Origin of the sequence: Marilutibacter penaei (assembly GCF_014145395.1) — a bacterium.
GTDB lineage: Bacteria > Pseudomonadota > Gammaproteobacteria > Xanthomonadales > Xanthomonadaceae > Marilutibacter > Marilutibacter penaei.
Window position 1 is genome coordinate 188,087 of sequence record NZ_JACHTE010000002.1, and the last position, 12,516, is coordinate 200,602.

Consider the following 12,516-nt stretch of genomic DNA (forward strand, 5'->3'; position numbering starts at 1 on the left):
GTCGAAGGGCGTCCGTTTGTTCGGCGCCCACACCGGACTAGAATGGCGAGACCCTGCGCGGGAACCCTATCCGCGCCACAAGACACGGAAACCGAATGTCGCAACAAACCACCATTCGCAAATTGGCCGCACTGGTGAACACGCCGGTCGAGAAGTTGCTGGAACAGCTGGCCGAGGCCGGCATGGAGTTCAGCGGCCCGGACCAGGTCGTGACCAGCACCGAGAAGGTCAAGCTGCTCGGCTTCCTGCGTCGTCTCCATGGCAAGGACGACAAGGCCGATGCGCCAGGCGCCGCGGCGAAGAAGATCACCCTCAGCCGCAGTCGCAAGCAGGAACTGACGGTCGGTGGGGGCAAGAGCCGCTCCACGGTCGACGTGGTCGTCCGCAAGAAGGTCACCCTGAACCGCGGTTCCGAAGACGGAGCGGCTGGCGCCGGCGACGAGCGCGCCGAAATCCTGCGCAAGCTGGAGGAGTCGCGCCAGCGCAACCTTGAAGAGCAGCAGCGGCTGGCCGCGGCCGACCGCCAGCGCGCCGAGGATGCCGAGCGCGAGCGCCTGGAGGCGGAGCAGGCGGCCAAGGCCGCCGAGGAAGAAGCCCGGCAGCAGAAAGTCGCCGAGGCATCCCAGGATGCGCCCGCCGAACCTGGCGCCGAGCCGCCGCAGCCTGCCCGCAAGGCCGGTACCCATGGCCATCCCAAGCACCCGGCTCGGCCGGATGACCGCGATGCGCGCGGCCGCGGCCGGGAGCGCGAGGGCGACGCCAACCGTTTCGCCGGGCAGATGCACCTCAGTGCCTCGGACCGCGCGCGGCGTTCCAGCGCGCGTGGAAAGCCGAAGGGCCGTCGACAGAGCGAGCAGTCCAGGACCGGCGCGGGCCCGCATGGCTTCTCCAAGCCCACCGCACCGGTGGTGCGCGAGGTCGCCATCGGAGAGACCATCACGGTAGCCGACCTGGCGCAGAAGCTCGCCATGAAGGGCGGCGAGGTGGTGAAGGCGCTGTTCAAGATGGGCGTGATGGCCACCATCACCCAGAGCATCGACCACGATACCGCGGTGCTGGTCACCGAGGAGCTCGGCCATACCGCCGTTCGCGCCGACGCCGAGGATGCCGAGAACGAACTGCTGGCGCACGTCGAGGACGTGACCGGCGAGAAGGTCGCGCGTCCGCCCGTCGTCACCATCATGGGCCATGTCGACCACGGCAAGACCTCGCTGCTGGACTACATCCGCCGCACCAAGGTCGCCACGGGCGAGGCGGGTGGCATCACCCAGCACATCGGCGCGTACCACGTGGAGACCGACAAGGGCGTCATCAGCTTCCTGGACACCCCGGGCCACGCGGCGTTCTCGTCGATGCGTGCCCGTGGCGCCCGGCTGACCGACATCGTGGTGCTGGTCGTGGCCGCCGACGACGGCGTCAAGCCGCAGACCATCGAGGCCATCCAGCACGCCAAGGCGGCGGGCGTGCCGCTGGTGGTGGCGATCAACAAGATCGACAAGTCCGGCGCCGATCCGTCCCGCGTCAAGACCGAGCTGATGGGCCAGGAAGTCGTGTCCGAGGAATTCGGCGGCGACACCCAGTTCATCGAACTGTCGGCCAAGACCGGCGAGAACATCGACGCACTGCTGGATGCACTTTCGCTGCAGGCCGAAGTGCTGGAGCTGAGCGCCGTCAGCGAAGGTCGCGCCAGCGGCGTGGTCATCGAGTCCGCGCTCGACAAGGGCCGCGGCCCGGTGGCGACCGTGCTGGTGCAGCAGGGCACGCTGGAAAAGGGCGACTACCTCGTCTGCGGCGTGCAGTACGGCCGCGTCCGGGCGCTGTTCGACGAGACCGGGTCGCAGGTCGACAAGGCCAGCCCCTCGATCCCCGTCCAGGTCCTGGGCCTGTCCGGCGTACCGGATGCGGGCGATGACTTCGTGGTCGTCGATGACGAGCGCCTGGCCAAGGAGGTCGCGCAGCAGCGCGACGCCAAGCGCCGCGAGTCGCGCCTGGTCGCACAGGCGGGCAACCGCATGGAGGACATCCTCGCCCAGATGGGCAGCGGCGAAGGCCAGCAGACCCTGAACCTGGTCGTGAAGGCCGACGTGCAGGGGTCCGTGCAGGCGCTTCGGGAGGCCCTCACCGCGCTCTCCACCGACGACATCCGCATCAACGTCATCGGCGGCGGCGTGGGCGGCATCACCGAATCGGACGCCACGCTTGCCGCGACGTCGAAGGCCACGATCATCGGCTTCAACGTCCGTGCCGATGCGTCGGCGCGCAAGGTCATCGAGACCCACGGCGTGGACCTGCGCTACTTCTCGATCATCTACGACGTGATCGACCAGGTGAAGCAGGTCGCGTCCGGACTGCTGGGCGTGGAGATCCGCGAGGAGATCATCGGCATCGCCGAAGTGCGCGACGTCTTTCGCAGTTCCAAATTCGGTGCGGTCGCGGGTTGCATGGTCGTCGAAGGCACCGTCAAGCGCAGCAAGCCGATCCGGGTCCTGCGCGACAACACGGTGGTCTTCGAGGGCGAGCTGGAATCGCTGCGCCGCTTCAAGGAGAACGTCGACGAGGTGCGCAACGGCACCGAGTGCGGCATTGGCGTGAAGGAGTACAACGACGTCAAGCCGGGCGACCAGATCGAGTGCTTCGAGCGCATCGAGGTCCAGCGCACGCTCTGACCGCCATGTCGACGAAATCCTTCCATCGCACCGACCGCGTGTCCGCCCAGCTCCGCCGGGAGCTGGGCACGATCGTCCGGGAGGCCGTGCGCGAGCATGGCCTGCCATCGGTCAGCGTGTCCGACGTCGAGGTCACCCGTGACCTGGCGCACGCCAAGGTATTCGTGACGGCGCTCCAGCAGGAACGCTCGAACGAGGCCGTGAAGGCGCTCAAGGAGCTGTCGCGCGAGATGCGCTACAAACTCGGGCGCGCAATGAAGCTGCGGCACGTCCCGGAGCTGCACTTCCATTACGATGACTCCGTCGATCGTGGCGAGCGCATCGACGCGCTGCTCCGCGAGCTGCCGGACACGGTGGCGGGTGCGGCGGCCGACGAAGAACGCGACGGCGGCAGCGGCGAAGACGGCCGCTGAACCCGGGCTCGCGCGCGATGGCATGAGCAGGAAACCCCGCACGACGTTCCGCCCGCTGGACGGGCTGTTGCTCCTCGACAAGCCGGCGGGGCTGAGCTCCAACCAGGCCCTGCAACGTGTCCGCCATCTGTTCCGCGCCGCGAAGGGCGGGCATACCGGCAGCCTGGACCCGTTGGCGACAGGCCTGCTGCCCGTCTGTTTCGGCGAAGCCACCAAGATCGCCGGGCGCCTGCTGGGATCCCGGAAGGCCTACGAGGCCGGCGTGCGGCTCGGATGCACCACCGACACGGACGATGCCGACGGCCAGGTGTTGCGCGAGCGGCCGGTGCCCGACATCACGACAGAGCGGCTCGATCAGGCGCTGACTTCCCTGCGTGGCTGCATCAAGCAGCGTGCGCCCATCTACTCGGCGCTCAAGCAAGGCGGTGAGCCCCTGTACGCGAAGGCCCGGCGGGGCGAAACGGTGGAAGCACCGGAGCGTGAGGTCGACGTGTTCGCGCTCGACGTGCTGGAGTACGACGGTACGGCGCTTCGGCTGAACGTCGAATGCGGCTCCGGCACCTATGTCCGCAGTTTGGTCCGTGACCTGGGCGAGGCACTCGGATGTGGCGCCCACGTCACGGCCCTGCGCCGGCTCTGGGTGGAACCCTTCACGACGCCCACCATGCATACGTTCGAGGCCCTGCAGGCCATCGCGGCGAACGGGGAGGCGGCCCTCGACGCCTGCCTGCTGCCGGTGGAGGCAGGGCTTGCGGGCATGGCGCGGGTGGATATCGACGCCGAAGGCGCGCGGTGCCTCGCGCACGGGCAGGGCGCGCATGTCGCTGATGCGGATGAAGGCGAAGTGGCGATATTCGAGCCGGGCGGGCGCTGCCTCGGCATCGGTCATGCAGCGGGCGGGGTGGTCATGCCCCGGCGGCTGTTCCGTTGGGCGGTGGCCGGCACCGGGGGCGATACAGCTTCCTGAATGCGGGCGCCCGGTCCCGGGCACGGCGACGGACGGTGTTCGCAATCGGAATGGCGAAGCTGTTACAATTCGCGCGCTTATCCAGAGCACTCCCCCAAGGCGCGCCGTTCCGGTGCGCCTTTTCCAGCAACGGCGAGCCCAGCGGTACATCGGCGCGGTCATACGCATCGCGGCCCGGTGGTTTCTGCAGGCCACGCGACACAGAGGCAAGACGAACCATGTCCATCGACACCCAGAAGATCATCCAGGAACATTCCCGCGGCACCAACGACACCGGCTCCCCGGAAGTCCAGGTCGCCCTGCTGACCGCCCGCATCGAGCTGCTGACCGGTCACTTCAAGGAGCACAAGCAGGACCACCACAGCCGTCGCGGCCTGCTGATGATGGTGAACCGCCGTCGCAGCCTGCTGGATTACCTCAAGCGCAAGGACCATGCGCGTTACAAGGCCCTGATCGAGAAGCTCGGTCTGCGCCGCTAAGCAGAACACCCACCGCGGCGCAGCAATGCGCCGCGGTTCGTTTTTCCGGGCCCGTCAGGTGGCGGCGCCCGCCAGGCTGCCATCCTGCAGCCGACCGCCCGGGGCAGGGGCACCGCGCGGCCCGCATCGAAAAACCGACAGGACTCCAACGTGTCAAAGATCACCAAGACCTTCCAGTACGGCAAGCACCAGGTCACCCTGGAAACCGGCGAGATCGCCCGCCAGGCCGGCGGTGCCGTCATCGTCAAGGTTGAAGACACCGTGCTGCTGGTCAGCGCGGTTGCCAACAAGACCGCACGCGAAGGCCAGGACTTCTTCCCCCTGACCGTCGACTACCAGGAGAAGTTCTACGCCGGCGGCCGCATCCCCGGTGGCTTCTTCAAGCGCGAAGGCCGCGCGACCGAGAAGGAGACCCTGATCTCCCGACTGATCGACCGCCCGATCCGCCCGCTGTTCCCGGAAGGCTTCCGCAACGAAGTCCAGATCATCGCCACGGTGATGTCGATGAACCCGGAGATCGACGGCGACATCCCGGCGCTGCTCGGCGCCTCCGCCGCCCTGGCCCTGTCGGGTGCCCCCTTCGACGGCCCGATCGGCGCCGCCAAGGTCGGCTACAAAGACGGCGAGTACCTGCTGAACCCGACCAAGAGCGACCTGGAAGGCTCCAAGCTGGAGCTGGTGGTCGCCGGTACCGCCGGTGCCGTGCTGATGGTCGAGTCGGAAGCCGACGTGTTGTCCGAGGAAGTGATGCTGGGCGCCGTGGTGTTCGGCCACGAGCAGATGCAGGTCGCCATCAACGCGATCAACGAGCTGGTCGCCGAGGCCGGCAAGCCGAAGTGGGACTGGGCTGCTCCCGCCCGCAACGACGCCATCGTCGCCGCCCTCAAGGGCGCGATCGGCGACCGCCTGGGCGCTGCATTCCAGATCCGCGACAAGGGCGAGCGCAGGGAGGCCATTTCCGCGCTGAAGAAGGACGTCCTCGCATCGCTGGCCGACCAGGCCGAAGCGAACGCGTGGAGCGGCGTCGAGCTGTCGAAGGAATTCGGCGAGCTGGAGTACGAGACCATGCGTGGCGCCGTGCTGAGCACCAAGGTGCGCATCGACGGCCGCGCGCTCGACACCGTCCGCCCGATCAGCTCCAAGGTCGGCGTGCTGCCGCGCACCCACGGCTCCTCGCTGTTCACCCGCGGCGAGACGCAGGCGATCGTGGTCGCCACGCTGGGCACCGCGCGCGACGGCCAGATCATCGATGCCGTCTCGGGCGAGTACAAGGAACACTTCCTGTTCCACTACAACTTCCCCCCCTACTCGGTGGGCGAAGCCGGCCGCATGATGGGTCCGAAGCGCCGCGAGATCGGCCACGGCCGCCTCGCCAAGCGCGGCGTGCTCGCCGTGATGCCGACGATGGAAGAGTTCCCGTACACCATCCGCATCGTTTCCGAGATCACCGAGTCGAACGGCTCCTCGTCGATGGCTTCGGTCTGCGGTTCGTCGCTGGCCCTGATGGACGCCGGCGTGCCGATCAAGGCCCCGGTCGCGGGCATCGCGATGGGCCTGGTCAAGGAAGGCGATGACTTCGTCGTCCTGTCCGATATCCTGGGCGACGAAGACCACCTCGGCGACATGGACTTCAAGGTGGCCGGTACCGAGAACGGCGTGACCGCCCTGCAGATGGACATCAAGATCCAGGGCATCACCAAGGAAATCATGCAGGTCGCGCTCGAGCAGGCCAAGGCCGGCCGCCTGCACATCCTCGGCGAGATGGCGCATGCCCTGACCAGCCCGCGTGGTGAGCTGAGCGAGTTCGCGCCGCGCCTGCTGACCCTGAAGATCCACCCGGACAAGATCCGCGAAGTGATCGGCAAGGGCGGCTCGACCATCCAGGCGATCACCAAGGAAACCGGCACCCAGATCGACATCCAGGACGACGGCACCATCGTCATCGCGTCGGTCAACGCCGCCGCCGCGAACGCTGCCAAGGACCGCATCGAGCAGATCACCTCGGACGTCGAGCCGGGTCGCATCTACGAAGGCAAGGTCGCCAAGATCATGGACTTCGGTGCGTTCGTCACCATCCTCCCGGGCAAGGACGGCCTGGTGCACGTCTCGCAGATCTCCAGCGAGCGCGTCGAGAAGGTCAGTGACAAGCTGAAGGAAGGCGACGTGGTCAAGGTCAAGGTGCTGGAAGTCGACAAGCAGGGCCGCATCCGCCTGTCGATGAAGGCCGTGGAGGAAGGCGAGGGCGTCTCGGCCGAGTAAGCCGGGCGACATCGCCAACCCCAGGAAAAAGCGGGCTACGGCCCGCTTTTTTCATGCGCGCCGGCGGGAGCGGCGATCAGGCGGGCTTGCGACGCATCAGGTAGACCACCGCACCCACCGCGATCGCGACTGCCGCCGCGATGAGATTGTGCGCGCCGGCGCTGGCCATCAGGGCGACCGACAGGAGCAGGGCGAGCAGCGGGATGATCGGGCCGCCGGGCAGCGACAGCGCGTTCGGACGGTCGCTGTACCGCTTGCGCAGCACCAGGACCGACGCCGACGTGCCTATATAACTGCACAAGCGGGCCACGACCGAGAGCAGGGCGAGGTTGGCGAAGGCCTCGGACACGCCACTTCCACCGTACTGTTGCCCGAGCACCAGCGCCAGCGAGAGCAGGCTGGTGACGATGATGGCGACGGTCGGCGTGTGGAAGCGCGGGTGCACGCGGGACAGCGCAGCGGGCCCATAGCCGTCGGCCGCCAGCGCATACAGGTAGCGGGGGCCGAACAGCATGGTGTTGCTGTTGCTGCCCAGGATGGAGACGGCCGCGCCGATGGTCAGCAGGAACGCGCCGGCGGGCCCCGCGAAAACCTCGGCGGCATCCGCGAGCGGCGATTTCGAGGCGGCCAGGTCGGGGACGGTCCCCTGCGCCACTACCTGGACCGCAACGTAGATCAGGGTCACCAGCACGATCATCGTGATCAGCGCGAAGGGCACGTCGCGTCGCGGATTGCGGAACTCGCCGGCGGCGGCCGGGGTGTTCTCGAAGCCTGCGTAGGCGTAGAGCAGCAGGAGGGCGCCCTCGCCCAGCTTGTCGGTCGGGGGGGCGCCCATCGCGATGGCCTGCGACCAGTCGACGAAGAACGCGCCCACCGCGATGAAGAACAACAGCGGGACCAGCTTGGCGAGCACGAGCACCACGCCGGTGCGGGCGGCGGTGCGCACTCCGACCACGTTGATGAAGGTAAGGAAGGCCATGGAGCCGACCACCACGGCGGTCCAGCCCCAGCCCTCGCCCGCGGGCGCCCAGAACTTCGACACCGCCAGGGCCAGGCCACTGCTGAGCGCCGCGGCGGACGCCACCCGGGTGAGCCAGGTCATCCAGCCGACCTCGAAGCCGATGAAGTCGCCGAAGGCATCGCGGGCATAGAGGTAGCTGCCGCCCGCGTCGTCGTAGTAGCTCCCCGCCTGGGCGTAGCACAGCACCAGCAGGCCGACCGCGATGCCTGCCAGGAGCACCGCCCACAGGCTCGCCGGGCCCAGCAGCAGCGCGGTGCTGGCGGGCAGCAGGTAGATGCCACTGCCGATCACGTCGTTGATCGACAGGCCCACGATCTGCCAGCGGCTGACCGCACGGACCATCCCGGTGCTGGCATCGAGGGGGGCGCTGGCGTCTTGGGGGGCCGCGGTGTCACGGTGGCTCATTCGGCGGCTCCTTGGGGCAGGTCGGTACGGCGGGGAGGAAGTGGCGGCAGGTGCCACGGGGCCTGCAGCCGCGTGTAGGCCGCGGCAGGCAACAGGACGAACACGGGTGAGCGGGCCGGATCGAGCCAGGCCAGGAGCGCCCGCATGTGCGGTGCCGGCAGTGCGGTGCAGCCCGCCGTCGGCACGTCGGCCGCCTTCCATACGTGGACGAAGATGCAGCTCCCCGCGCGGTCGCGATTCAGCGGGTTGTGCCGCACGACGAGACCCTGCTCGTAGCGGTGGTCGCCATCGGCGTGCAGGTCGCGACGCATGGGTTCCGTAGAGCCCTCTACCGCCTCGTCGCCTACCGTCGCAGCATCGACGATGGTGTTGTACAGCGGGGAGCCGGGCACGTCGATGCACCAGTCGCTGGCCTGCATGGCGTGGTACGGAAGCCGGGTTTCGGCGGTGGCGGCGTAGCCGAACGCTTCGCCCACGTCGAACACGCCCGCCGGGCTCCGGCCATCGCCCTCGCGCTTGTACGGCGCGGTTTCGCCGCGGGGCACGGGGTGCAGCCCCAGGCCCCATGCGCTGCCTGCTCGCCCCAGTTGCACGTCCTGCGCGTCGCCGACCTGGCGCCAACCGTCCGTGCCGCGCTCGAACAGGTGCAGTTCGCCTGCGTGCGCGTCCCAGTCCGGGGGGACGACGACGACCATCTGGCGCGCGTCCTCCCACGGCACGCCGGCGTGGGCGGTGGTGGCGACCAGCAGGGCGACCACCGCGAGGGCGCGGCGAAGGGCCCGGCACCGGAGGGCTGGAAACGGGGTCGACATCGGAGCGGAATGCGGCGTCATGGGTCGGCGGCGTGCGGCGTCTGTCCGATCCTATCGCGCTCGTCGACCGACAGGTGCCCCGAGCGCCTGCACAGCAGCAGCAGCGTCATGTCCAGCAGGTGTTCGAGCGCCGCCTGGTAGATCAGCGACTCGACGAGGCCCTCCTCGTCATGCGCGCAGACCAGAAGCGGCGTGTCCGCGTGGGCACGCAACGGGTTCGCGCTGTGGCGCGTGATGGAAACGATGTAACCACGGCGTTCGCGGAACCTCCGGCTGAGGTGGCACAGGTCGGACTGCCGTCCGTGCTCGGAGAACGCAACGAGTACGTCGCGCGGATGCGCGGTGTGCACGCTGGCGGCCATGGAAAGCGGATCGGAGTGCGCGACGGTGGCGATGCCATGCAGGGCCAGGCGGAGCCCGAAACTGCGCGCGTGCAGCCCATCCTGGCCCATGCCGCACAGGAACACGCGGTCGGCACCGGCGATGGCCTGAACGACGGCATCGATCCTTTCCACCGGGTTCACGACCGAGGTTTCCTCGCGTGCACGTGCCTTTCCACGCCAAAGCGCGTCACCCAGGGCCATGTGCGGCGGCTGGGCCGGCGGCGCGGGATGGGGCACCCCCGGCCCCGCATCGGCCCGCGCGAGCGCCTCGCCGATGCTGAACTTCAGGTCCGGGTAGCCCTTGAAGCCGAGCTTCTGGCTGAACTTGACCACGCTCGACTGGCTGATGCCGAGCGCACTGGCCAGTTGCTGCGACGAGTAGTCGCGCAGCAGGTGGGCATTGTCCAGCAGGAAGTCGCCGATGCGCCGCTCGATCGCCGACATGCGGTCGCGCTCGGCTCGTATCTTCAACAGGGGCGACATGTCCTGCAGCATAGCGGCATCCTGGCCCGGCATGGAGCGGCTCACGCTGACAGCATCTCCAGCCCACGGATGTCACCGATGCCCAGCCCCGGCGCATCGCCGATCGAGATCTCGGACTCGTTGAAATCGACGCCTCCCTCGACCGGGTCGTAGGCGCACAGCGAAGGACCGTCGAGGTCGACCTTGGTGATCGCGTCGGACTTCGCCACGGCCAGGTGGACCGCCGCGGCGACGCTGATGCTGGTCTCGATCATGCACCCGATCATGCACTCGACCCCGTACATGGACGCGATGTCGGCGATGCGGATCGCGTTTGAGATGCCCCCGGTCTTCATCAGCTTGATGTTGATGATGTCGGCCGCGTGCATCTTGATGAGGTCGACGACCTCGGTCGGACCGAACACGCTCTCGTCGGCCATCACCGGCGTATGCACGCGGTCGGTGACGTACTTCAGGCCGCGGATGTCCTGGGCCTTGACCGGCTGCTCCAGCAGTTCCAGCTGCACGCCGGCGTTCTCGAGCGCCTGCATCGCGTAAACCGCCTGCTTGGCCGTCCAGCCCTGGTTGGCATCCAGTCGCAGGAGCGCGCGTCCCTCGACCGCGGCGTGGATCGCCTTGACGCGTTCGATGTCCAGCCCGATGTCCTTGCCGACCTTGATCTTCAGTGACTCGAAACCGCGATCCACCGCGGCCAGCGAGTCCGCGACCATCTTGTCGATGTAGTCGACGCTGATGGTGATGTCGGTGGTGATCACCGGATCGCCGCCACCCAGCAGCTGGTAGAGCGGGGCGCCATAGAGCTGCCCGAACAGGTCGTACAGGGCGATCTCGACCGCCGCCTTCGCACTGAAGTTGCGTTCCAGCGCGGTCTGCACCAGGCGCGTGTTGCGATTGAGGTCGGCGACGTCCGCGCCGAGCAGGTGGGGGGCGATGCAATCCCGGATCGCCGCGATGATCGATCCGTGGGTGTCGCCGGTGATGACCGCCGTGGCGGCGGCCTCACCGTGGCCGACATGGCCGGTGTCGGTGTCGACCAGCACGACGATGTCCTCGACCGCCTCGACGGTGCGCAGCGCGGTCTTGAACGGGGTCTTGAGCGGTACCGAAAGCTTGCCGATACGGAGGCCGGTGATCTTCATGGACGGTCCTGGTCGGGCGCCGGGCCGCTGTCACGGGGCCGGATGCGCTGGATGCTGTAGATGCGGTCGACGAGCGTGGCGTCCTCGCCGGACTGGAGCGGCAGGAGCGGCGTGACCGAGACGCCGTTGAGGACGATCCTCCGCAGGGTGTCGTCGGGGTCGCGCACGCTGATCCCGGTTACGTCATGGATCACGTAGGGCGCGCCGTCCTGCTGGCCGATCACCATCATCACGTGGCCCGGGATGTAGACCAGGTCGCCCGGCTGCAGCGTGCGCAGCACACCGACGCGTGCCTCGTGGGTGTCGGCGTCACTGAAGCGGATCGTCTGGTAGACCGGGCTGACGCCCTGCGCGCTGGTGTTGCGCGGCAGCTGCAGGCCCACCGAACGGTAGACCTCGGACACGAAGCCGCTGCAGTCCCGTGCGTTGTAGGCGTGGCCCCAGCCGTAACGCTCGCCGAGGAACTTGAAGGCCTGTTCCACCAGGTTGGCCGGGGTGTAGGGCAGGTAGTCGGTCGACACGTCGGCACTGCGCGGGACCAGGGCGGGCGCGAACGCCAGCCGGCCTTCCGCGTCGCGGACAGGAAGCTCGACGACGTGCCCCAGGTACGCCGCCTGGCCGTTCACCGGGCGATCGGCCGGCCAGTCGTCCAGCACCGGCACGCGCACGCCCATGTCCAGCTGAAGGTCCGAGACGCGCGGCTCCTCGGGGGTGTGCACGGTGCGTACGGTGGCACCGGTCACCACGAGGTAGGGCGCGCGGCGCAGGTATCCCAGCACCGCCGCGCGGCTGCCGACCGCCACGTTCGACTTGCGGATCCAGGCCTGGTAACGGGGACTGACGGCGAACCACCATTCGCCGTCCGCGCTCTCGTGCAGGAGGGCCAGGGGGGTTCCGGGGAACAGCGCCGTCTCCTGGAAACGGTCGATGTCGACGTCGTCCGGATCGCTGAAGACGCGGGTGTCCGTGGGGAACGTGCGCATGTCCGCGCGTTTGACCACCAGCCCATGGCGGACGGCCACCTCGGCGGGAATCCGGGGCAGGGCCAGCTGTTCGACAAGTGCCGGCGTGCCTTCGAAGGCACGGCCTCCCGCCGTGAACAGGGCGCGCGCCGGTGCCGGGGAGGCGGACGACACGCGGATGCGTACGTCTTCGCCCGGCAGCGTGTCCGGGATGGCCTCCAGGCTATGCATCGAGCGGTCTTCGGCGAACAGCCGGGCGTTCAGCGCCTCCGTGCCGTCGCGATCCAGCACTGGGCTGTCGGGCCGGTCCATGCGCCCAGTCCAGAACCGTGCCTCGAGCTGGGACGGTGCCACGCCGGGGACGCCGGTCGTGTCGCCGGCAGGCGTGCGGGCCATGCCCGTAAAGGGGTGCAGGGCCAGCAGCAGGGCCGTGGCAAACACGACCGGACCGAATTGCCGGCGGCGGATCGCAGCGGCAGGCGGGTCTCCCCGATCAAACATCTTTGGCATCCCCGGAAGCACCGGCG

General features: G+C 68.5%; 10 protein-coding genes. 5 read left to right on the top strand and 5 right to left on the bottom strand.

Features of this window, described 5'->3' with window-relative positions:
- The first annotated feature begins 95 nt into the window (after positions 1 to 95).
- From infB to pnp, 5 genes are all read left to right on the top strand, one after another.
- Complete coding sequence (infB, locus tag H4F99_RS03225; RefSeq protein WP_182668289.1) at positions 96 to 2,666, top strand: translation initiation factor IF-2; 2,571 nt, start codon at positions 96 to 98, stop codon at positions 2,664 to 2,666.
- A gap of 5 nt (positions 2,667 to 2,671) precedes the next feature.
- The gene (gene rbfA, locus H4F99_RS03230) at positions 2,672 to 3,079 is read left to right on the top strand and encodes a 30S ribosome-binding factor RbfA (RefSeq protein ID WP_182668290.1); all 408 of its coding nucleotides are present in this window, start codon (positions 2,672 to 2,674) and stop codon (positions 3,077 to 3,079) included.
- A 22-nt stretch (positions 3,080 to 3,101) separates the two neighbouring features.
- On the top strand, positions 3,102 to 4,046 hold the full coding sequence (gene truB, locus H4F99_RS03235; protein WP_182668291.1) for a tRNA pseudouridine(55) synthase TruB: 945 nt from the start codon (positions 3,102 to 3,104) through the stop codon (positions 4,044 to 4,046).
- Positions 4,047 to 4,264: 218 nt separating this feature from the next.
- Positions 4,265 to 4,525, top strand: a complete 261-nt coding sequence (gene rpsO, locus H4F99_RS03240) for a 30S ribosomal protein S15 (protein WP_182668292.1) — start codon at positions 4,265 to 4,267, stop codon at positions 4,523 to 4,525.
- Positions 4,526 to 4,675: 150 nt separating this feature from the next.
- Entirely contained in the window at positions 4,676 to 6,784 is a 2,109-nt protein-coding gene (gene pnp, locus H4F99_RS03245) for a polyribonucleotide nucleotidyltransferase (protein ID WP_182668293.1), read from the top strand.
- A gap of 76 nt (positions 6,785 to 6,860) precedes the next feature.
- Here the strand turns inward: pnp and H4F99_RS03250 are convergent, their stop codons facing one another.
- Genes H4F99_RS03250 through H4F99_RS03270 form a run of 5 tightly spaced genes read right to left on the bottom strand, consistent with a single transcriptional unit; the run spans position 6,861 to position 12,490 of the window.
- Entirely contained in the window at positions 6,861 to 8,210 is a 1,350-nt protein-coding gene (locus tag H4F99_RS03250; protein ID WP_182668294.1) for an APC family permease, read from the bottom strand.
- Positions 8,207 to 9,022, bottom strand: coding sequence for a L,D-transpeptidase family protein (locus tag H4F99_RS03255; RefSeq protein ID WP_182668295.1), 816 nt, complete (start codon positions 9,020 to 9,022; stop codon positions 8,207 to 8,209). The genes H4F99_RS03250 and H4F99_RS03255 overlap by 4 nt, the downstream gene beginning before the upstream one ends.
- A 17-nt stretch (positions 9,023 to 9,039) precedes the next feature.
- On the bottom strand, positions 9,040 to 9,933 hold the full coding sequence (locus H4F99_RS03260) for a MurR/RpiR family transcriptional regulator (RefSeq protein ID WP_343064124.1): 894 nt from the start codon (positions 9,931 to 9,933) through the stop codon (positions 9,040 to 9,042).
- Entirely contained in the window at positions 9,930 to 11,027 is a 1,098-nt protein-coding gene (locus H4F99_RS03265; RefSeq protein WP_182668296.1) for a dipeptide epimerase, read from the bottom strand. Before H4F99_RS03265 ends, H4F99_RS03260 begins: the two co-directional genes overlap by 4 nt.
- A complete protein-coding gene (locus H4F99_RS03270) occupies positions 11,024 to 12,490 on the bottom strand; it encodes a C40 family peptidase (RefSeq protein ID WP_182668297.1) in 1,467 nt (488 codons plus the stop codon). The genes H4F99_RS03265 and H4F99_RS03270 overlap by 4 nt, the downstream gene beginning before the upstream one ends.
- Positions 12,491 to 12,516: the final 26 nt, after the last annotated feature.